Genomic DNA, 21,365 nt, shown 5'->3' with positions numbered 1-21,365 from the left:
GGAATAGCGCTCCATCGAGGAAGTCCGTTGTTATGAAAAATTTGAAAGTCAGCCTGGCATGGCAGATTCTAATCGCCATGGTGCTGGGCATTCTGCTAGGGAGTTACCTGCATTACCATAGCGACAGCCGCGAATGGCTGGTGGTCAACCTGCTGTCTCCGGCGGGCGATATCTTTATCCATCTGATCAAAATGATCGTCGTGCCGATTGTTATCTCCACGCTGGTGGTTGGTATTGCCGGGGTGGGTGATGCAAAACAGCTGGGCCGTATTGGCGCCAAAACCATTCTCTATTTCGAAGTGATCACCACCGTAGCGATTATTCTTGGCATCACGCTGGCGAATGTGTTCCAGCCGGGTTCCGGGATTGATATGTCGCAACTGGCGACCGTGGATATTTCGAAATATCAAAATACCACCGCAGAAGTGCAGAGCCACGCGCATGGCCTGATGGGCACGATTGTGTCGCTGGTGCCGACTAATATCGTCGCGTCGATGGCGAAAGGCGATATGTTGCCGATTATCTTCTTCTCGGTGCTGTTTGGTTTAGGCTTGTCTTCACTACCAGCAACCCACCGCGAGCCGCTGGTGACTGTGTTCCGCTCGATTTCAGAAACCATGTTTAAAGTGACCCACATGGTGATGCGTTATGCGCCAGTCGGTGTTTTTGCGCTGATTGCTGTGACCGTCGCGAACTTCGGTTTTGCCTCACTGTGGCCGCTGGCGAAACTGGTGCTGTTGGTACATTTTGCCATCCTGTTCTTCGCGCTGGTGGTGCTGGGGATTGTGGCGCGTATCTGCGGTCTGAGCATCTGGATCCTGATCCGCATTTTGAAAGATGAGCTGATTCTGGCTTACTCTACCGCCAGTTCCGAGAGCGTACTGCCGCGTATTATCGAGAAGATGGAAGCCTATGGCGCACCGGCTTCAATCACCAGCTTTGTGGTGCCGACCGGCTACTCATTCAACCTTGATGGTTCAACGCTGTACCAGAGTATTGCCGCGATCTTTATTGCGCAGCTGTATGGTATCGACCTGTCGCTGTGGCAGGAAATCGTGCTGGTGTTGACGTTGATGGTGACCTCGAAAGGGATTGCGGGCGTGCCGGGCGTCTCCTTCGTGGTACTGCTGGCTACGCTTGGTAGCGTGGGGATCCCGCTGGAAGGCCTGGCGTTTATTGCCGGTGTTGACCGTATCCTCGACATGGCGCGTACCGCGCTGAATGTGGTGGGGAATGCGCTGGCGGTGCTGGTTATCGCCAAGTGGGAGCATAAATTTGACCGCAAGAAGGCGCTGGCTTACGAGCGCGAGATGCTGGGTAAATTTGATAAGACCGCTAATCATTAATTAATGAAAGATTGCCGGATGGCGCTGCGCTTATCCGGCCTACGGAAGACGGTGAACTGTAGGCCGGATAAGGCGTTTATGCCGCCATCCGGCAATGCAAACCATTACCCGTTTGTTAACTTTTCAAACTCTTCACAGCCGGTATCGAACCCTTCCATACAGCTCAGATTCAGCCAGTGTAGCGCCTTCTGTTTATTCTTCACGATAAAACCCTGCTCGCCGTTTAAGAACATCATTCCGGCCCAGTACTCGGAATAACCGGTGCGGGAGATGGCGGAGCTGCGTTTGAAATACCACGTCGCTTTTTCATCGTCTGCGGGGATCCCCACGCCGTTGGCGTAAATCAGCCCGAGCAGCATTTGCGCGTCGACGGCTGAGTCATTTTCCAGATCTTCAGAGGCGTTTTGCAGCAAGGTAATGGCTTTGGGGTAATCTGTGTGTCCTGCCTGGGTGTTGACCAGAATCCGCGCCAGGGTGAGTTCTCCTGCTTTGCTGCCCGCTTTGGCTGCCTTTTCCGCCAGCGTTTTGGCCTGGGGGTAATCCAGACTGACCGGATTCGTAATTTTGATTTGCGCCAGGAGCGCGCAGGCGTCGGCATCGCCATTGTCGGCGGCTTTTTGCGCCCAATACTCGGCTTTGCTCAAATCGCCCGAACTGAACCAGGTATCGGCAAGAAAGTACTGTGCGCGACGGTCCCCTGCCTCAGCGGCCTGTAAGTACTGGCTTCCTGGCTCAGTATCACTGGCATGGGCAAAGAATGTCATAAAGAACATCAATGCAATGAGTTGTTTCATTTTGAGTTTTATTTAGGGTACGGAATGAACAGTATAAAGAGATCGTATGGATAAAAAAACAGCCTCCGGGCGGAGGCTGTTGCAGAACAGGTACGTAAACGGACTAACCCATCGCGCTTTCGCGCAGACTGGCTTTCAGCTTGTTGTACTCATCAATAACATACTGCTCGGCAGCGCGCTGATCGGCAATGCGTTCAACGTTAACGGCACAGTACTTATACTCTGGCGTTTTGGTAATCGGGCTTAAGTTCTCGGTTACCAGCTCATTACATGCGCCAATCCACCACTGGTAGGTCATGTAAATCGCGCCTTTGTTTGGACGATCGCTGACTGCCGCACGGGTAATGACCCGACCTTTACGCGAGTTAACCCACACCAGTTCTTCGTCCTGGATGCCCAGGCGTTCTGCGTCGGCGGTGTTGATCTGGGCATAGCCCGGTTCATCCGCCAGCGCGGCCAGCGCCGCACAGTTACCGGTCATCGAACGGCAAGAGTAGTGGCCGACTTCACGCACCGTAGACAGTACCATTGGGTACTCTGGGGTGAGTTTGTCGATTGGCGCTACCCAGTCGCAGGTGAAGAACTGCGCCAGGCCGTTCGGGGTGTCGAACTTCTCTTTGAAGAGATAAGACGTCCCTTGATCGGCTTCTGAGGTGTCGCGGCAAGGCCACTGGATATAACCCAGTTCGCCCATTTTCTCGTAAGTGGCACCGTAGAAATCCGGGCACAGATGACGCAACTCGTCCCAGATTTCCTGGGTGTTGTTGTAGTGCATCGGATAGCCCATACGGGTGGCGATTTCACTGATAATCTGCCAGTCCGTTTTCAGATCCCACTTCGGCTCAACGGCTTTAAAGAAGCGCTGGAAGCCACGGTCAGCCGCGGAGAATACGCCTTCATGCTCACCCCATGACGTAGACGGTAAAATAACGTCTGCGGCAGCGGCGGTTTTGGTCATGAAGATATCCTGCACGATGACCAGTTCCAGATCCTCAAAGCCTTTGCGCACTGCGGAGAGTTCAGCATCGGTCTGTAATGGATCTTCACCCATGATGTACGCCGCGCGGACTTCGCCATGCGCAGCACGGTGCGGCAGTTCGCTGATGCGATAACCGGTATGTGCAGGAAGACTTTCCACGCCCCAGGCTTTAGCGAATTTCTCGCGGTTTTCCGGGAACTTAACGTACTGATAGCCCGGATAGGTATCCGGCAGCGCGCCCATATCGCATGCGCCCTGAACGTTGTTCTGACCACGAACCGGGTTAACGCCCACGCTTGGCTTACCGAGGTTGCCGGTCAGCATTGCGAGGCTGGTCAGTGAACGCACGGTTTCCACGCCCTGATAGAACTGGGTAACACCCATGCCCCACAGGATAGCCGCGCTTTTTGCCGTGGCATACATACGTGCAGCCTGACGAATATCCTGCGCGCTAACGCCAGTGATATCTTCGACGGACTCCGGCGTGTAGCCTTCGACAATCTTGCTGTACTCTTCGAATCCTTCCGTACGGGAGGCGACGAACGCCTGGTCGTACAGTTTTTCTTCGATGATGACATGACCCATGGCATTGAGCAGCGCGATGTTCGAGCCGTTTTTCAACGCGATGTGCATGTCGGCAATACGCGCGGTTTCAATTTTGCGCGGATCGCAGACGATGATTTTCGCCCCGTTACGTTTAGCGTTAATCACGTGATTCGCCACGATCGGGTGGGAATCCGCCGGGTTATACCCGAAGATGAACACTAAATCTGTGTTATCAATTTCATTGATAGCATTACTCATTGCGCCGTTACCGACCGATTGGTGCAGACCTGCAACCGATGGGCCGTGTCAGACGCGAGCGCAGCAGTCAACGTTATTGGTACCAATAACGGCGCGCGCGAATTTTTGCATTACATAGTTGGTTTCATTACCCGTACCGCGAGATGAACCGGTCGTCTGAATAGCGTCCGGGCCATACTTCGCTTTGATGGCGCTCAGACGAGTGGCGACGTAATCAAGCGCTTCATCCCAGGAAACAGATTCCAGTTTGCCGCCACGCTGGCGACGGATCATTGGGGTTTTCAGACGAGGGGTCAGGATCTGGGTATCGTTGATAAAATCCCAGCCATAGTAGCCCTTCAGACACAGAGTACCCTGGTTGGTTTTCCCCTGCGCCGCTTCAGCCCGGACGATTTTGCCGTTATCGACCACCAGGTTGATTTTGCAACCTGATGCGCAATATGGGCAAACCGTGACGACTTTTTTCATCGGTCTCGCTCCAGTTAATCAAATCGCGCATACGCGCTGTCGCTTTAGTTATGCATCTTTTATGCCATGTTTTTATCAGGGGCATTCATCGATATTACGGGCGAATTTTGCGCAAAACCCTGACGAAAAACAGGCTGTCGTCATATTTGACGTGACGAAAGAAAATGCCGCGTGACGGATATCACGCGGCGAGGCCGGAGAACGCTACTTCTTGTTAGCAGGGGCTTGATAACCTCCGCCAAGCGCTTTGATGAGTTGAATATTCTGCATGAGTCGTTGGGTATCTATGACCAGGAGCGACATATCTTCTGCGATCACGGGTAATTTGGCCTCTGTTGCCAGCAGGCGACTGCTCAGGCCTCGCTGGTAAGCTGCGTCTGCTGCTGCTTGCGTGTAATGCGTGGCATCTACGCGTTCCATCTGCATTACCCGTTGTTCATTGAGCGTTTGCAGACGTGTTCCGTTAATCGCGACATCGCGCACTGCATTGAGCACCGACTGGTTGTAGCGCTCTATCATCATATTGCTGGTTGCGCGGGCGCCTTCCAGATTGGCATTCAGACGACCCCCGTCAAACAGCGGTAAACGCAGGCCGGGGATGAAGTTGATCTGCCTGCTGGTGCTTTTGAACAGTTGATCGATATGGATAGCGTCTAAACCGAAGAAGACTTTGATATCAAAGCTCGGATAAAACAGGGCGCGAGCGGCCTCGACCTGGTTCAGCGAAGCCTGCACATACCAGCGCATAGCCTGCAAGTCCGGACGCCTGGCAAGCAGGTCGTAGGAGAGCGTTGCGGGTATTCCTGTATCGACAGTTGGCAGTGCGACCGGTTTGATTTCAGGCAGATCTTTTGCGCCGGCACCGATCAGCGCCCGGAGTGATTCCCGAGTTTCTTTGATTTGTCCTTCAACCGCGACGATTTGCTTGTCCACTGCCAGCAATTGCGCACGTGCGCCATGGTACGGTACTTTTGCTTCCAGCCCGTGAGCGACCTTACTCTGGTGGGCCTTCACGGCATAATCAATAACATCGTGGGTCTGCTGCAACAAATCAAGCATCTGGTAGCTGGCTTGCATACTGTAATACAGCTGCGCGACGCCGGTCGTCAGGGAGAGTTCCACTGCTGCGGTTTCGGCAATCACGGCATTTTGTGCGCCAATAGCTGCCGCGACAGCGGAACGATGCTCGCCCCACAGGTCGAGATCCAGTCCGGCGACCAGACCAATCGTCGCTTCAGTGTAGTAGGGGCCGTCCATCCCTAATCGTGGCGCATCCAGCGCGTAGGGGCCGAGGAAGCCGTTGGCAGACGCTCGCTGGCGGTTAATCATGCCCAGCGCTGCCATCTGGAGCTGAGAACGCCCTTCCAGCAGTTCAGTCTGCGACTGCGCTTTCTCTTCACGCAGCTTCACTTCGGCGAGGTTATGGGAGCCAGACAGCGTTGCTTCAATAAGCGAGTTTAGCTGTGGGTCGTTAAACTGCCGCCACCACTGTGCCTGTGGCCATCCTGAGCTTGCCAGATGAATGTCTTTAGCCAGTGAGATCTGCTCAGGCTGTAATTGCGGATGTGGTGCAGAATCTTTGCGGATCAGTGCACAGCCGGAAAGGACCGTTGCGCCGCTGAGTATGCCGCAGAGGAGTAATCGAGGGAGATATCGGTTCATTATTGGGAGGTTCCTTGCTCCTGCTCGCTTGCTGGTATTAGCGTCGGGTGAGTCCAGTCGGGTAAACAGGTTATCTGCTGTATGATGCAGCGCTCCTGTTTGGGTAACGTTGGTAAAATGTCTTGAGATGGGGACAGGTTTTCAATCGACGGCGGAAGGCTGGATGGTGTCGCCAGGTCGGCTGCGTATTTTTCCAGCGCATCGGCCAGGTGTGTTGCGCTCTCCAGCAATACCGCGTTATCCAGCGTCGGGGCGTCATTTCGGGTGGTATCCCAGGTATAGAGAATGTCACGGCCCAGGTGAATAACGCGCTGACTACGTTGAATAAGCGCTATGCGTTCATCGCCGGGGAGTTGGCGTTCCAGCGCGACCCTCTCGCACATTTCATCACAGGCGTTAAACGTCGCATGGAGACCAATACGCATCTGAAGATAAGTGCGCATGAGAACAGCATCCTGCTGACGCGGGATCCGCAGTAATTTGCTGAGCAGTCCCAGCGAGCTTGCCAGTTTTTGTGGCAGCGCTTTGGCTTCGCTTTCCGGCCAGACAAAGGTGTAGATCACCGCAGAAACAAGAGTGCCGATCAAAATGCCGAAGGCGCGATCGCGGATTTCCACCAGGTCGTAGGTTGGGCCAAAGACGTTTTCAAGCGTTGCCAGCGCGAAGGTGACGACCATTTGGGTTCCGATATAAGAGGAACGTTCTGAGCCGGTGGCAATCCAGGCACCCATCAGGAAAAGTGGTGCCAGCACCAGGAGAAGTTCGACGATATTGTCCAGCCAGGGCATGACAAAAATCGTCATCAGCAGGGCCAGAATTGCGCCGAAAAATGCGCCGCCGAAGCGCAGTGCCATCTTCTGGTATGACGAGCCGATACTGGGGTTCGCGACAATAATGCAGGTCAGCATGCAGGTGTGGATGCCTTCCCAGTCGGTACCGGAATAAAAGACATAGCAAATCAGACATGCCAGCAGTGTTTTTAACGCGTAGCGAATATAGCCTGGGTTGGTGAACGCGTCAGATACCATTGAGGGCGGTTTAGCGACAGGAGCTGGCGGCGTATTAGGGTCCATGTGACCAAGCTGTAGCAGGGTTTGGCACAGGGGTTCCAGGCCGCATTCGCGGGCCGTTGCGGCTTCTGCCTGACTGAGTTCCCATTCACTTTGCCAGGGCATACCTCGAGCAACCGCATCTTGCAGTGCGGTTATTTCACGGCACAGTTTCTGCTGGAGATCGCGGGTTGCCGGGTTATGTGCCGTGAAATTGTAGCGATTGAGCGTAGTGTACAGATAGGTGGTTGTGGCAACGCAAGCCTGCCACCAGGCACTTTTTTCTCGCCAGTCTGCGTCATCTGCCAGACAAAAGATGTTCAGCTTTTGCAGCGCCAGCACTTCTCGTTCGATGTATTTTTCCGCAAGCGGTGTTGTCGGTGCCGTCAGGCGATTGAGGGCATCACCCAGCCTGGCACGCAGGGCTTCGCGCATTTGGTTGACAGCGCGGCTGGGAAACCACAAAACGGCGGTCAGCGTCATCAGTAGCGTGGGGTACAGACCAACGACGATGCACCATAACGTCAGGCGAACGACGACCTCGGGGTAGTCGAGCATGCCGGGGAAAGATTGCCCGTATATTGCAACAATCGACACGGCAAAGAAAACCAGCCCCAGACGATGGGTTCGCATCAGGAACATGCAGGCCAGAACGATCAGGCTGGCAATGATCAGACGGACCAGAGGGTAGCTATAAGACCATTTGTAGATCAGAAATAAACTACCTATCTCTAATGCTGTGGCGACGACGAAGAGAATCGCCACGAATTTGGTATAGAAAGCATTGGACTGGATACCATAAAAGAGTACGGCAAGCGAAAGCGCCAGGAAGGGGATCTCATAGGTCATCGAGATCAGTACCACCAGCAGGCAACCCGCCCAGAGCTGCATGATTTGTGGGAGTCTTCCGGGACGTTGTTCGCTTAATTCTTCGTGAAAAAACGCCAATAGCCTGACCAGTGGCAGAGGCAAACAGTTAAGTGCTTTCATTTCTGTGGCTCAAGGGTAGCAACCGCCGATGCGCCGATGCGAAATATCTCTTCATCCGGTTTATCTACCACGATTTTTACCGGGAAGCGTTGGGCAACGCGAACCCAGTTGATAGAGCGGGAAACACGCGGCAAACCGCCCAGCACCATACCGCCATCATCAGGTAATACACCGTAGCCGATTGAATCCACTTTACCGACAAACACTTTGCCGCTGTCGCTCATCAGGCGAACATTGGCTGGTGTGCCTGCATGGATATTTTTCAGCTCTGTTTCGCGAAAATTGGCGATTACGTACCAGTGACGGGTGTCAATCAGGGTAAAAATGGGTCGCATGGCGGAAGCAAACTGCCCGACGGAGGTTTTTAATGCCACCACGCGGCCATCGAAGGGTGCGCGTACTGTTGCCATTTCAAGATGCAGTTTGGTCAGGGCGATATCGGCTTCTACGGCGATGCGCTGAGCTACCAGGGCATCAACGCCACTCACCGCGCTGGCAGCCTGCTGCGCCTGTAATAACACCGCATTAAGATCTGCCGCTGAGGCGCGTTGTGCCGTTCTGGCGCGATCAACATCTTCCGCGGAGACAAAACCTTCCGTCAGTAGTGGTTCGGTACGGCGCAGAGTATCGCTGGCTTGCTTAGCGGCTGCTCGCGCTTTTTCTACCGTAGCCCGTACGGAGTCAGCACCATATTGTTGTGCATCTACGCTGCGCTGGGTCAGCATGATCTGTTTATCCAGAGCGGCGAGGGACGCTTGTGCTTTTGCCAGATTCGCTTCATAGATACGGGGATCGATACGAAACAGCACATCACCTTGCTTGACCTGCTGGTTATCGGAAACAGCCAGTTCGACAATGCGACCACTGACTTCTGGCACGACATCGATGGTGTCGGCTGAGGCGTAGGCGTCATTGGTCGCGGGTGAGCTATCCAGTTTCCAGATGACGAAGACCAAAATAACCAGCGCAAGTACCAACAGCATCAGCGCGGGAAGTTTGTTACGCGGAGCTTTTTTCGACGAGCTTTCCATAGGGGCGTCTCAAAATAAGTTAGAAAAATACCAGCCAGAACAGCATGGAGTAGAGGGCAAAAAGGGCGGTATAAATAATCCCGATAAAGGCCAATCCGCTATATTTATGCAGAATGAATTTTCGGGTTATGAGTGTCAGGATGACGCCGCCAATAAGGCAGAACAGCCAGTCGGGATAGTAAGCACCGATGACCGGAATGGCGGGAGAGAAGTTGCATCCTGTTAATAATGGCAGCGAGAGGAACCAGCCTATTATTCTCAGCGGTATCACAATGCTGGAGTTAACCGTTTGCATAACAAAATACATCCTGTTTATCGCGAACAATATCATGAGTGAATATAAAAATATAAAGCGTCAGCAGTATGGCAATTTTTTAACGAGATAAAATATCTCTGCATGCCCACCGAGTTCATAATTCATTTATTTATTCTATTGTTTTTGCGATTGCACATTGTTGTGTGAATAAATATGCTTCCAGAGATTGAAAATATCTCTGGAAGCGGCTTGTTATTAATTGGGTGTAACGACATTAACCCATAAATCAAATTGATCCAGCATCGCTATCACTTCATCCAACTTCGCGGCTTTGCCAATCACTTTGACTTTCTTCGCGTGTACCAGATCGCTCATTTTCACCTGGCCTGTCAGCACGTCGTGTAGATCTGTACGGCTGATATAGAATGAAGTGTCGGCATCTGGTTGCAGGGTCTGACGATGATTGAGCACGCTGTTGTTGAGCGTCAGATTCAGGTTCTCGCCTTTGTCCAGGTTGAAGTTCAGGCTGATGTGTTTACCTGATGCTTTCTCACTGTCCAGACGAACGGCCATGTAATCGAGCAGCATTTCTACGCTCATGCCGTTGATGGTGTCCGGGGAATTGGTGGTGCCGTGTGTAAATTTACGCACGCCTTCACGCAGTTCTTTCGCGCCGGTGAGGTAGAAACCGCGCCAGGTGGCGGACTCGGCCTGATAGCCCAGCTGTTCAAACGCATTCGCTTGCAGATTCTTAGCCGCCTGGTTGTCTGGTTCAGCGGAAATCACGTGCTTGAGCAGTTCTGACGTCCAGCGATAATCACCCTTGTCATAGGCTTCCTGAGCCAGCTCAATGGTCTGTTTTGCACCACCCAACGCTTTGACGTAGCGTTTACCCATATCTGTCTGTCCGTAAGGATCCAGATTTGCCGGGTTGCCGTCGAAGTAGCCGAGGTAGAAGTTGTAGACCGCACGCGCGTCATGGCTGACCGAACCGTAGTAGCCACGACTGGCCCAGTTATTGGCGAGCGTTGGTGGTAGTTGAATCATGTTGCCAATCTCATTCATCGTATAGCCTTGGTTAGCCATATTCAGAGTTTGATCGTGGATATACTTGATGGTGTCGCGATATTTACCGATATAGTCGTTAATATGCTGATTACCCCAGACGGGCCAGGTATGCGGCATAAACAACACTTCTGCCTGGCTGCCCCACATATCAAGTGTTTCGTTCAGATACTCGGTCCATTTGCTGGTATCGCGTGTTTTTGCACCGCGTAGCGTATAGAAGTTATGCAGCGTGTGCGTCGTATTTTCTGCCGTACAGAGCGCTTTGAGCGCCGGAATATATAAGTGCATTTCGGAAGGCGCCTCGCTGCCTGGCGCCATCAGGAAATCGAACTCCAGGCCGTCGATGACTTTTTTCTCACCGGTTTTGATGATTGATTGGGTTGGGGCAATGATGGTCGGTAGACCTGTTGTCAGCGTGACGCCCAGACCGTTGCCGATATTTCCTTGTGGGTTACGAGGCAGAAGCAGGCCGTAGGAGAACAGAGCACGGCGACTCATAATATTGCCCAGCAATACGTTTTCGCTGATGGCTTCTTCCATAAAGCCTGCCGGGGCGAGAATCTGCACTTTGCCAGATATCACGTCATTTTCAGAGACAATGCCTTTCACACCGCCATAGTGATCGGTATGGCTATGGGTATAAATAACGGCAACAATCGGTTTTTGCGGACGATGTTGATAGTAGAGGTCCAGGCTGGCTTTTGCTGCCCCAGCGGTAACCAATGGGTCGATAACGATAATACCTGTATCACCTTCGATAAAAGTGATATTGGAAATATCCTGGCCGCGTACCTGATACATCCGTTCAGTGACTTTAAACAAGCCCGAAATACCGTTGATCTGCGACTGTCGCCATAAGCTGGGGTTTACTGTTTCTGGTGCAGGGGCATTGATATCAAACTTATAATCTTCTGCGCGATAAAAGGGTTTTCCGTCGGCATTTTTAAGAATACCTTGGTTAGGCAGTGGTGCGATAAAACCACGCTGCGCATCGTCAAAATCCTGGCGATCGGCAAAAGGTAATGATGTTAAATAATGTTGATTCTGTTGCTTTGTATATTGTGACGCTGGTTGAGATGATTCACTGGCAAATACAGGATTAACTAATATTCCGGTAGTCGCGACCAATGCAATAAAAATCCTGCTCAGGCGGAACGGCTGAGATTTATTCATATGAATCTCCATTTATCATATGTACTGTGAATTTATTAAAATAGTAAATGTCGCTGCTTTAATTTTGTCATTATCATAAGTTCGAATGGTTTATTTTAAAGAAAGGAAGTGTGATCTGCGTAGTTATTCTTATTAGGTATTTGTGCCCAAAGTGCTGAGCAGAGGAAAACCTATTATGTTTACTGAATAGTGTGACAAGGATTATATTTTTATCAGATAGATCATGTGTGCTCTTTCACTTCGCCTGATATTACTCACAATAAGATGATAACGAAGTGGACGGAGTCGAATGATGAAACCCGTTGTTCTGGTTGTGGATGATGACGTGGCAGTCTGCTCGCTTTTACAGGATGTGCTGAACGAACACGTCTTTGCGGTGACCGCTTGTCACACCGGGCAGGAGGCGTTGCGCTGCATTGAGACTCAGCCGGAGATCGCGCTGGTATTGCTGGATATGATGTTGCCCGATATCAACGGTCTGATGGTGCTGCAGCAGGTGCAAAAGATGAGGCCCGGATTACCGGTGGTGATGCTGACCGGGCTTGGCAGCGAGTCGGATGTGGTGGTCGGGCTGGAAATGGGCGCTGACGACTATATCGGTAAACCGTTCAATGCGCGGGTGCTGGTGGCTCGGGTAAAGGCGGTGCTCAGACGCGTTGGCGTGTTAACGGCAGAAAGCGGCGGCCCACAGACCACGGGGCTTTCTTTCAATGGCTGGCATCTCGATACCGCCGGTTGCCAGCTTCGTAATCCCCAGCAGTTGAAGGTGGAGTTGACGCAGGGGGAATACAGCCTGCTGTTGGCGCTGGCTCAAAATGCCCGCCGGGTGCTGAGCCGGGAACAACTGCTGGAGCTGACGCGTAGCGACAGTGTTGAGGTGTTTGACCGCACTATTGACGTGTTAATCATGCGCTTGCGGCGAAAAATAGAGATTAACCCGCATCAACCGATGTTGATCAAAACCCTGCGCGGGTTGGGCTATGTATTCGCCGCCGACGTGCAGCATCACGATAAGGCGGCGTGATCGTGTGCACTTGCCGGATGCGGCGTAAACGTCTTATCCGGCCGACAAAAGCGACAACGATCCCGTAGGCCTGATAAGCGCAGCGCATCAGGCGTCAACCATTTCTGCTTTTAACTCTGCCAGCGTCTTCGCGCCGTCTATCGCATTGGCGCACAGCAAGCTTGCCCGCGCACAGGCGTGTGCCAACCTGACGCTGTCCGTCAGCGACCAGCGCTCATGACAGCCATACAAGAATCCGGCGCAAAACGCATCACCCGCCCCGACGCTGCCAACGATCTCTTCCTGCGCCAGGTACTGCGACGGGATCCAGACGCCCGGCAGATCCGGCGCTTCACCCCAGGCACCTTCCGGACAGTGAATAACCACCCGCTGGCGTACCCCTGCATCCAATAATTCGCGCGCGGCGGTAGCGATATGCGGGATATGCAGCTCGCCGTTGGGCTGGCGGATCTCCAGCCCGCTAAATTCTCCGGCTTCCAGCTCGTTAATCACCAGATAATCGAGATGGCGCAAGGCTGGCATCACCAGTGGCTGGTAGCGCGGGTCGCCCTTGCGTGAGACCAGATCCAGCGATGTTTCAAAGCCGTTGTCGCGCATTTGCGCCAGCAGCCTTGCGCTACGCGTCCCGTACTCCTTATCCGGCATGTCCAGACTGTCGAGCAGTAACAGATATCCCAGATGGAAGATTTTCATCGAGGTATCCAGTTGCTCAAAAGCGGGCAAATCCAGCAGTCTGTTGGCACCCGGCGAGTGGAAAAAGGTGCGCTGACCGCTGGGATCGGTCATCACCTGCGACATTGACGTGGGCGCGAATGTCGTGCGCTGCACGTGTTGGCGATTAACGTGATACTGCTCCAGCATCGCCATGATGTAGTCGCCATCGCTATCCTGACCGATTAACCCCACCGCCTGCAACGGCAGCCCAGTGTGCATTTTTGCCAGCGTCAGCAGCACATTAAGCGGCGCACCACCCGTGGCGCGTTCGCTACGGGTGATTTCCGCCAACCAGCCGCGTTCCGGCCACTGCACAATTTGATGCACATGATCGACCAGCATGTTGCCTGCGGCGATAACGCCTTTGCGTTCCATCAGACCCGCCCCGCGCTGCCAAAAATGCGCATCTGTTCTGAAACGGTATCGGTAATGGCTTCCTCAATGCCGAGCAGCAGTTCGGCGAATTCGTCATATAAGGGCTGACGATTCGCCATCCGCGTCTCCACTGCCGACAGCGCCGCCTGCGACATGCCGGTATAGAAGTTGATTTTGTGAATGCCGAGTTCAATAGCGCGCTTGAAATCGTCGTCGCTGATGCCGGAGCCACCGTGCAGTACCAGCGGGATTGCCGCCTGCTGGCGAATGGTGTCCAGACGCGGGAAGTCGAGCAGCGGTTCGCCTTTATATTTGCCGTGGGCATTGCCAATGGCGACCGCCAGCGCGTCAATCCCGGTTCTGTCAACGAAATCACGCGCCAGCATTGGGTCGGTAAACAGTGATTCGTCGGCATGACCGTACAGCGCACCGCCTTCATCGCCACCGACTGCGCCCAACTCAGCTTCCACCGACACGCCGACGGCGTGGCACATCTTCACCACTTCGCGGGTCTGACGGATATTTTCTTCGTACTCCAGCGTGGAGCCATCGAACATCACTGAGCTGAAACCTAAGCTTAACGCTCGCACCACCGACTCAAAGTGCAGGCCGTGGTCAAGATTCAGCACTACGGGAATGTCATGTCTGGCGGCTTCGAACTTGACCGCTTCGACCAGAGAATCTAGCGAGATATATTTAAAATGCACCTCGGCAATGTTGATAATAAACGGCGAACGTTCTTGCTTTGCTGCGGCAAACAACGCGCGCAGGAAATGTGAATCCAGAACGTTAAACGCCCCTAAGGCATAGCGGTGCTCGCGGGCATGGGCAAGGCCATCAGCGAGTGAGATCAACGGCATAATGTGCTCCTTGGTTAGCGGAACAGGCGATATTCGTTACACAGCACCAGCAGCGCCGGTTCGTCTTCTTCAATGTCGTTGTAGCGGGAAATCGGTTGCAGAAAATGGTTGTCGTGGTCGTCGTCATTAACAGAAGAGACCTCGCCAACCAGCACGTCGCCAAAACCTTCTTCCGCCCAGAAGCTGTGATACAGGCCCGGCGGCAGGCAGATGCTTTCACCCGGCGTCAGGCGCAGTTGACTGCCTGCGGCATGGGTTTGCCGACAGCCGTCAATTACCACGCTAACGTCGCTGTCTTCCGTTTGCTCGCGGATCCCTGCATTCCACAGTTCTACAATGAGATTGCCGCCGCCGCGATTGATAATGTCTTCGCGTTTGCGCCAGTGAAAATGCATCGGCGTGACCTGTGCATCACGAACATGCATGATTTTCTCGGCGTAGCATTTCTCGTAAGGCATGCCTTTCGGCGAACCATTACGCAGGGTGAACAGCGTTAATCCTTGCGCGGCGAAATTGTTGCCGCCAAACGCGGTGACATCCCAACCGAGCTTAAGGTCGAACACTTCGCTCCAGGCACTGGCATCAAGCTTGCGCCATTGGGTCGGGGGGAAGCTGGCAAAAGGGGGGAGATGCACGTCGTGCTGAGAGAAAAACTGGCGCGTGTGGCCAAGGATCTCGTTTATTGCGGAGCGTTTCATCGGCTGAATCCTCCTTAATATAATGCCGGATGGTGCCGCGCTTATCCGGCCTACAAATTCATAGCGATCTTGTAGACCGGATAAGGCATCTTTGCCGCCAACCGGCGTTGTTGTGGCGGGCTATTTAACCGTCCAACCCTTATAACTGCCGACGTTGTTTTTATCGATCATCGTCACTGGGATCAGCACGGGTTCTTTCGGGGCGGATTTCCCCTGCAATATGTCATAGCCGATTTCAACCGCTTTGGCAGCCATCACCTGCGGATCTTGTGCCGGAGTCGCCACAAATAGTGAGTTTTCGCGCTTCAGCGCTTCTTCACCGTCTGGGGATCCATCTACGCCGACAATAAAGAATTCGCTACGCTGCGCCTGTTTTGCCGCCAGATCGGCGCCGATCGCCGTGGGATCGTTAATGGCGAATACGCCGTCGATCTTCGGATTCGCCGCCAGCAACGCGGTCATGATCTCCAACCCGCCTTCGCGACTGCCTTTGGCGTTTTGGTTATGCGACAGCACCTTAATGTCCGGGTGGCGTTTAAACTCAGTCTGGCAGCCTTCCACACGGTTCTGGACGGCGGAAACCGGCGGCCCGTTGATGATGACGACGTTGCCTTTCCCTTTCAGACGGTCGGTAATGTATTTACAGGCCATTTCACCTGCCTGAGTGTTATCGGAAGTAATGGTCGCGTCTGCGCCTTCCGCCGCTACGTCAACGGCAACCACCACGATCCCGGCGTCTTTCGCGCGTTTAACCGCCGGGCCAATGCCTTTGGAGTCGGCGGCGTTAAGGATAATCATGTCGACTTTGGCGGCAATAAAGTTGTCGATTTGCGACACCTGTTGCCCCAGATCGTAGCCGCTGGAAACCAGCGTGACTTTAACGCTATCACCTGCCAGTTTGCGTGCTTCCAGCTCCGCGCCTTTGGTGATCTGCACGAAGAACGGGTTGGCCAGATCGCCCACCGTAACGCCGATGGATTTCAGTTCTTTTGCCTGCACAAATGGAGCTGCAGCAAGCAGGGCGCCAGCACAGAGCGCGGTCACTAATGGCTTCAAACGCATACTCGTTTCCTCACGTAGGGTATTGTTGTTATACGCCTGATGGCGCTGCGCTTATCAGGCCTACGAATGAGTAGGCCAGTAAGCTTGTCTATGCACTTTGATGGTGTCGGGTACGGTATTTGTCGATCAGCACCGCTATGATGATCACCGCCCCTTTGATCACCAATTGCCAGAAATAGGAGACGCCCATCAGCGTCATGCCGTTATTGAGCGTGGCGATGATCAACGCCCCCACCAGCGTGCCGGTGATGGTGCCGATCCCGCCAACAAAGCTGGTGCCGCCGAGGATCACCGCCGCGATGGCGTCCAGCTCGTAACCCATGCCTAAGTTGCCGTTGGCGCTGTACAGCCGCGAGGCGCTCATCACCCCGCCAAGACCTGAGAGCAAACCGCTCATGCCGTAGACGAACAGCAGCACCAGCCACACTTTGATCCCGGTTAAGCGCGCGGCCTGCATATTGCCGCCAACCGCATAGATATGAACGCCGAGTGTGGTGCGCCTAAGAATGAACCAGCACACCACCACCACCGCCAGCGCAATGACCACCAGCCACGGAACCGGACCGAGATAGTTGTTACCGATCCACTCAAAGCTGATGTTGGAGTTAATCACCGTCGTGCCGTCGGCCAGCAGGTAAGCTGCGCCGCGCAGCGCCGTATAGGTTCCAAGCGTGACGATAAACGGCGGCAGGCCGGCAAAAGCGACCAGCGCGCCGTTAAACAACCCCAGCACCATGCCGAGCAACAGTGCAGCAGGGACTGACAGCATGGCAAACTCAGGAATGAGAGAAACCACCATGGCTGCGACGGCGGTGGTGCCGAGAATCGAACCAACCGAAAGATCGATGCCGCCGGTTAAAATAATGAAGGTCATGCCAGCGGCCAGCACGATGTTGATCGACGCCTGACGGGTAATATTCAGCAGGTTACTCTCGGTAAAAAAGTTAGGCGCGATAAAGCCAAACACCGCCACTATCAGGATGAGAATCGGTAAGATACCGACCGTTTGCATCAGATCGCTCATCAGCATTTTTTTTGCGGAGGCGGATTTCGCCACCTGCTGGGGAGTGGTTGGATTATTCATGGGGTACCGCCTGATGATGGGAGTCGTTCACGCCGGTTGCCAGCGTCATAATATTTTCCTGGGTAATACTTTGTCCGTTCAGCTCGCCGGCAATACTGCCTTCGCGCATGACGTACACGCGGTCGCTCATCCCGACCACTTCCGGCAGTTCGCTGGAGATCATTAGGATCGCCACGCCTTTGCGCGCCATATCGTTCATGATCCGGTAGATCTCGCTTTTGGCGCCGACGTCCACACCGCGCGTGGGTTCATCGAGGATCAAAATGCGTGGCCCGATCGCCACCCAGCGCGAAATCAGCAGCTTTTGCTGGTTGCCGCCGGACAAGCCGCCTGCGCGGACCTGGGCATGCGGGACGCGAATATTGAGCAATTTGATGGCGTCATCAGAAATCGCCTGCGCCTTTTTGCGATCGAGCATGCCCCAGTTCGCGTCACGTTCCAGCGTTGCCATGGTGATGTTTTCTGCCGCTGCCAGCTCTAAAAATAATCCCTGCTCTTTGCGGTTTTCCGTCAGAAAGCCAATGCCGTGGTCAATTGCTTCGCGCGGGGAGTGGATCACCACCGGTTCACCGTCCACTTCAATCATGCCGCCGATGGCTTTGCGCACGCCAAAAATCAGCTGCGCCAGTTCAGAACGCCCTGCGCCGACTAACCCGGCCAGGCCGACGATCTCCCCGGAGCGCACCAGCAAGCTGCACGGCTGGACTTTATGGCCGTCGGTAAGGTGATGGACGTTGAGGCGTGCTTTACCTAAGGGAATATCGCGCTCTTTGTTGAACAGATCGCTCAACGGACGGCCCACCATCATGCGCACCAGCTCCGAGGCGTTGAGCTTGTCGCGGGTCAGGCTGCCAACATATTGCCCGTCGCGCAGGACGCTGACGCGATCGGAGAGTTCGTACACTTCCGCCATGCGGTGGCTGATGTAGATAATCGCCATCCCCTCATCGCGCAGGCGCATGATCAGTTCAAACAGGCGGTGGGTTTCACGTGAGGAGAGGGCGGCGGTGGGTTCATCCATCACCAGAATGCGGCTGTTACGGTGCAGGGCACGGGCAATTTCAACCTGCTGCTGTTCGGCGATGGTCAACGTCATCACACGGTCGCTGGCCTTAAACTGGGCGCCGAGTCGATCGATGACTTTCTGTGACTGCATGACCATCTCTTTACGCTGGACCAGACCGCCGCGCGACAGCTCGCTGCCAAGAAAGATATTTTCTGCCACCGTCAGGTTCGGCGCGAGCTGCATCTCCTGATAAATCAGCGTGATGCCTGCGCTGAGTGCATCTTTGGGACCGCGAATGTGAAACGGCTGACCGTCAATCAGGATTTCACCGCTGGTGGCGGTATAGGCGCCCGCGAGGATCTTCATCAGGGTGCTTTTCCCCGCACCGTTCTCGCCCATCAGGGCATGAATCTCGCCCGGCCAGACCGTTAAATCGACCCCTTTCAGCGCGTAAAATTTGCCAAACGCTTTAGCAATGTTGCGCATCTCCAGAACCGGTGTCCTGCTCATGGCGGATCTCCTGTGGGGTGGCCGATATCAGCAGTCCATCACAGGAATGTAAATGCAAAATGTCAGAAGCCGTTCATATTTGTCATATTGCGATTTTTCTTCACGGAGCGTGATATGCCGCAACCGGGACGTCACTTTTTCGCCAGTGCGCGTGGACGATTGCTGTTCTTCAATCTGCTGGTGGTGGCGGTCACGCTGATGGTGAGCGGCGTGGCGGTGCTGGGGTTTCAGCACGCAAGCCAGATCCAGGAGCAGGTGCAGCAGCAAACCGTTGACGACATGACCGGCAGCATGAACCTGGCACGGGATACGGCGAACGTCGCGACAGCGGCGGTGCGGCTGTCGCAGGTAGTCGGGGCGCTGGAATACAAAGGGGAAGCGGAGCGGCTGCAGGAGACGCAAAGGGCGCTGAAGCAGTCGCTGGAACAACTGGCTACCGCACCGCTGGCGCAGCAGGAGCCGGTGCTGGTCGAGCGAATTATCCAGCGCAGTAATGAACTACAAAGCAGCGTGGAAGGGATGTTGCAGCGCGGTCAGCGGCGGCACCTGGAACGTAACGCGCTGCTCAGTTCGCTGTATCAGAATCAAAGCTATTTACGTCATCTGCAAAAGCTCACCGGCGCGCAGGACGATGTGCTGCTGGGGCAGATGGACCGCTTAATTGTTGCCGCCATCGACACGCCCACGCCGCGTTCGGTGGTGAAACAACTGGATGCGGTGATGCCCGCTCTTCCCTTGCAGCATGCCAATCCGCTGATTAGTGGTATCCTCAACGACTTCAACCAGGAGCTGCATAAGCTGGAGCCGCTCTCCTCCGCGCTGGAGCAAAGCGATTTGGCCATCAATTGGTATATGTTCCACATCAAAGCGTTGGTGGCGATCCTCAACAGCGATATCAACCAGTATGCCTCGCAGGTGGCGCTGATCTCAGAGCAGCGGGTGGCGCAAAGCCATCAGGAACTGCAATCCGGCGCGTTGTTTATTTTAGTGTTTGCGCTGCTGGCGGTGGTGATCACCGGTTTTGCCGGGTGGTATATCTACCGTAATCTCGGCTCCAACCTAACGGCCATTTCGCGGGCGATGACCCGGCTGGCGCACGGTGAATCAGACGTCAGTGTCCCGGCCCTGCAGCGGCGCGATGAGCTGGGCGAGCTGGCCCGCGCCTTTAGCGTCTTTGCCCGCAATACGGCATCGCTGGAGCACACCACCCGACTGCTAAAAGAAAAAACCAGCCAGATGGAAATCGATCGTACCGAGCGTCAGGGGCTGGAAGAAGCGCTGTTGCACAGCCAAAAGCTGAAGGCGGTGGGGCAACTGACGGGTGGATTAGCGCATGATTTCAATAACCTGCTGGCAGTGATTATTGGCAGTCTGGATTTGGTGAATCCGGAGTCGCCCGATGCGCCACGGGTCAATCGGGCGCTAAAAGCCGCCGAGCGCGGGGCGCTGCTTACCCAACGGCTGCTGGCCTTTTCGCGCAAACAGTCATTGCACCCTCATGCGGTGGAGCTGAAAACCTTGCTGGAAAACCTGGGCGAACTGATGCGCCACTCTCTTCCGGCCACGTTGACGCTGGAGATTGAAGCCCAGTCGCCTGCCTGGCCCGCGTGGATTGACGTCAGCCAACTGGAAAACGCCATTATCAATCTGGTGATGAACGCCCGTGACGCCATGGACGGGCAGGCGGGCACGATAAAAATCCGTACCTGGAATCAACGGGTTACGCGCAGCGATGGGCGTAAGCAGGACATGGTGATGCTGGAGGTAGCCGACCAGGGAAGTGGGATGTCGCAGGCAGTGAAAGCGCAGGTCTTCGAGCCCTTTTTCACCACCAAACAGACCGGCAGCGGCAGTGGGCTGGGGCTGTCGATGGTTTACGGTTTTGTGCGCCAGTCCGGTGGCCGGGTGGAGATTGAAAGCGCCCCCGGGCAGGGAACGACTGTCCGGCTGCAACTGCCTCGCGCCGTTGTTCCGGTGCAGGCTCAAGTGGAAGCGGTAGCGCAACACACAACGACTAACGATGAAAAACTGGTGTTGGTGCTCGAGGATGAGGACGATGTACGCCAGACGTTGTGCGAGCAATTACACCTGCTGGGCTACCTGACGTTAGAGGCCGCCAACGGCGAACAGGCGATGCATATGCTGGCGGCTTCATCCGAGATTGATATTTTTATCAGCGACTTAATGCTGCCAGGTGGTTTAAGCGGCGTGGATGTGGTTAACCATGCCCAGGCACATTATCCGCAGTTGTCCATCCTGCTGATGAGCGGTCAGGATTTACGCCCGGCGCATAACCCGGCGCTGCCGGATGTGGCACTATTGCGTAAGCCTTTTACCCGGGGAGAACTGGCGCAGGCGCTGCGGCATTCGCGTAATTGAGATTCCTCCGCTACCCGCGCAAATACGCTTTGG

The 21,365-nt window shown here is 54.5% G+C and carries 16 protein-coding genes; 3 read left to right on the top strand and 13 right to left on the bottom strand.

The features are described from left to right. The first annotated feature begins 32 nt into the window (after positions 1-32). Positions 33-1,346, top strand: coding sequence for a glutamate/aspartate:proton symporter GltP (gene gltP, locus OGV89_RS00270; protein WP_003031773.1), 1,314 nt, complete (start codon positions 33-35; stop codon positions 1,344-1,346). Between the two features lie 104 nt (positions 1,347-1,450). On the opposite strand, the gene yjcO is transcribed toward gltP, so the two are convergent. The 7 genes from yjcO to OGV89_RS00235 form a co-directional block, all read right to left on the bottom strand. Beyond that, positions 1,451-2,140, bottom strand: coding sequence for a Sel1 family TPR-like repeat protein YjcO (gene yjcO / locus OGV89_RS00265; RefSeq protein WP_003031775.1), 690 nt, complete (start codon positions 2,138-2,140; stop codon positions 1,451-1,453). Positions 2,141-2,243: 103 nt separating this feature from the next. Beyond that, positions 2,244-4,391: a formate dehydrogenase subunit alpha gene (gene fdhF / locus OGV89_RS00260; protein WP_080602221.1), complete on the bottom strand. Its 2,148-nt coding sequence runs from the start codon at positions 4,389-4,391 to the stop codon at positions 2,244-2,246. A gap of 204 nt (positions 4,392-4,595) precedes the next feature. Further along, complete coding sequence (locus tag OGV89_RS00255) at positions 4,596-6,056, bottom strand: MdtP family multidrug efflux transporter outer membrane subunit (protein WP_032939200.1); 1,461 nt, start codon at positions 6,054-6,056, stop codon at positions 4,596-4,598. Further along, the gene (gene mdtO / locus OGV89_RS00250) at positions 6,053-8,092 is read right to left on the bottom strand and encodes a multidrug efflux transporter permease subunit MdtO (RefSeq protein ID WP_286557970.1); all 2,040 of its coding nucleotides are present in this window, start codon (positions 8,090-8,092) and stop codon (positions 6,053-6,055) included. The genes OGV89_RS00255 and mdtO overlap by 4 nt, the downstream gene beginning before the upstream one ends. Further along, the gene (gene mdtN / locus OGV89_RS00245; protein ID WP_286557967.1) at positions 8,089-9,123 is read right to left on the bottom strand and encodes a multidrug transporter subunit MdtN; all 1,035 of its coding nucleotides are present in this window, start codon (positions 9,121-9,123) and stop codon (positions 8,089-8,091) included. Before mdtN ends, mdtO begins: the two co-directional genes overlap by 4 nt. 19 nt (positions 9,124-9,142) lie before the next feature. Next, positions 9,143-9,418: a YtcA family lipoprotein gene (locus OGV89_RS00240; RefSeq protein WP_003844749.1), complete on the bottom strand. Its 276-nt coding sequence runs from the start codon at positions 9,416-9,418 to the stop codon at positions 9,143-9,145. Positions 9,419-9,634: 216 nt separating this feature from the next. Then, positions 9,635-11,620 (bottom strand): alkyl/aryl-sulfatase, encoded by a 1,986-nt coding sequence (locus OGV89_RS00235; RefSeq protein ID WP_286557965.1) that lies wholly within the window; start codon positions 11,618-11,620, stop codon positions 9,635-9,637. Positions 11,621-11,912: 292 nt separating this feature from the next. On the opposite strand from OGV89_RS00235, the gene OGV89_RS00230 reads away from it, so the two are divergent. Then, the gene (locus OGV89_RS00230) at positions 11,913-12,644 is read left to right on the top strand and encodes a response regulator (RefSeq protein ID WP_071687593.1); all 732 of its coding nucleotides are present in this window, start codon (positions 11,913-11,915) and stop codon (positions 12,642-12,644) included. A gap of 87 nt (positions 12,645-12,731) precedes the next feature. On the opposite strand, the gene OGV89_RS00225 is transcribed toward OGV89_RS00230, so the two are convergent. The 6 genes from OGV89_RS00225 to OGV89_RS00200 form a co-directional block, all read right to left on the bottom strand. Next, entirely contained in the window at positions 12,732-13,736 is a 1,005-nt protein-coding gene (locus OGV89_RS00225; protein ID WP_086529675.1) for a carbohydrate kinase family protein, read from the bottom strand. After that, positions 13,733-14,593, bottom strand: coding sequence for a ketose 1,6-bisphosphate aldolase (locus tag OGV89_RS00220; RefSeq protein WP_286557963.1), 861 nt, complete (start codon positions 14,591-14,593; stop codon positions 13,733-13,735). Before OGV89_RS00220 ends, OGV89_RS00225 begins: the two co-directional genes overlap by 4 nt. A 14-nt stretch (positions 14,594-14,607) precedes the next feature. Continuing rightward, complete coding sequence (locus OGV89_RS00215) at positions 14,608-15,291, bottom strand: D-lyxose/D-mannose isomerase (RefSeq protein ID WP_048216941.1); 684 nt, start codon at positions 15,289-15,291, stop codon at positions 14,608-14,610. 120 nt (positions 15,292-15,411) lie between these two features. Beyond that, positions 15,412-16,353: an ABC transporter substrate-binding protein gene (locus OGV89_RS00210; RefSeq protein ID WP_096878838.1), complete on the bottom strand. Its 942-nt coding sequence runs from the start codon at positions 16,351-16,353 to the stop codon at positions 15,412-15,414. Between the two features lie 88 nt (positions 16,354-16,441). Then, on the bottom strand, positions 16,442-17,437 hold the full coding sequence (locus tag OGV89_RS00205) for an ABC transporter permease subunit (RefSeq protein ID WP_003031803.1): 996 nt from the start codon (positions 17,435-17,437) through the stop codon (positions 16,442-16,444). Then, positions 17,430-18,953 (bottom strand): sugar ABC transporter ATP-binding protein, encoded by a 1,524-nt coding sequence (locus OGV89_RS00200; protein WP_003844755.1) that lies wholly within the window; start codon positions 18,951-18,953, stop codon positions 17,430-17,432. The genes OGV89_RS00205 and OGV89_RS00200 overlap by 8 nt, the downstream gene beginning before the upstream one ends. A gap of 114 nt (positions 18,954-19,067) precedes the next feature. Here OGV89_RS00200 and OGV89_RS00195 point away from each other — a divergent pair, with 114 nt between their 5' ends. Continuing rightward, on the top strand, positions 19,068-21,332 hold the full coding sequence (locus OGV89_RS00195) for a hybrid sensor histidine kinase/response regulator (protein ID WP_200022713.1): 2,265 nt from the start codon (positions 19,068-19,070) through the stop codon (positions 21,330-21,332). The last annotated feature ends 33 nt before the right edge of the window (positions 21,333-21,365 follow it).

Source organism: Citrobacter sp. Cf125, from assembly GCF_030333935.1.
Taxonomy (GTDB): Bacteria; Pseudomonadota; Gammaproteobacteria; order Enterobacterales; family Enterobacteriaceae; genus Citrobacter; species Citrobacter freundii.
This window is presented reverse-complemented; position numbering and strand designations above follow the sequence as displayed.

Excerpts from the sequence above, each read along its gene's own strand:
- gltP (WP_003031773.1), top strand. The coding sequence starts at position 33 with ATGAAAAATTTGAAAGTCAGCCTGGCATGGCAGATTCTAATCGCCATG.
- yjcO (WP_003031775.1), bottom strand. The coding sequence starts at position 2,140 with ATGAAACAACTCATTGCATTGATGTTCTTTATGACATTCTTTGCCCAT.
- mdtO (WP_286557970.1), bottom strand. The coding sequence starts at position 8,092 with ATGAAAGCACTTAACTGTTTGCCTCTGCCACTGGTCAGGCTATTGGCG.
- mdtN (WP_286557967.1), bottom strand. The coding sequence starts at position 9,123 with ATGGAAAGCTCGTCGAAAAAAGCTCCGCGTAACAAACTTCCCGCGCTG.
- OGV89_RS00240 (WP_003844749.1), bottom strand. The coding sequence starts at position 9,418 with ATGCAAACGGTTAACTCCAGCATTGTGATACCGCTGAGAATAATAGGC.
- OGV89_RS00235 (WP_286557965.1), bottom strand. The coding sequence starts at position 11,620 with ATGAATAAATCTCAGCCGTTCCGCCTGAGCAGGATTTTTATTGCATTG.
- OGV89_RS00230 (WP_071687593.1), top strand. The coding sequence starts at position 11,913 with ATGAAACCCGTTGTTCTGGTTGTGGATGATGACGTGGCAGTCTGCTCG.
- OGV89_RS00220 (WP_286557963.1), bottom strand. The coding sequence starts at position 14,593 with ATGCCGTTGATCTCACTCGCTGATGGCCTTGCCCATGCCCGCGAGCAC.
- OGV89_RS00215 (WP_048216941.1), bottom strand. The coding sequence starts at position 15,291 with ATGAAACGCTCCGCAATAAACGAGATCCTTGGCCACACGCGCCAGTTT.
- OGV89_RS00210 (WP_096878838.1), bottom strand. The coding sequence starts at position 16,353 with ATGCGTTTGAAGCCATTAGTGACCGCGCTCTGTGCTGGCGCCCTGCTT.
- OGV89_RS00205 (WP_003031803.1), bottom strand. The coding sequence starts at position 17,437 with ATGAATAATCCAACCACTCCCCAGCAGGTGGCGAAATCCGCCTCCGCA.
- OGV89_RS00200 (WP_003844755.1), bottom strand. The coding sequence starts at position 18,953 with ATGAGCAGGACACCGGTTCTGGAGATGCGCAACATTGCTAAAGCGTTT.
- OGV89_RS00195 (WP_200022713.1), top strand. The coding sequence starts at position 19,068 with ATGCCGCAACCGGGACGTCACTTTTTCGCCAGTGCGCGTGGACGATTG.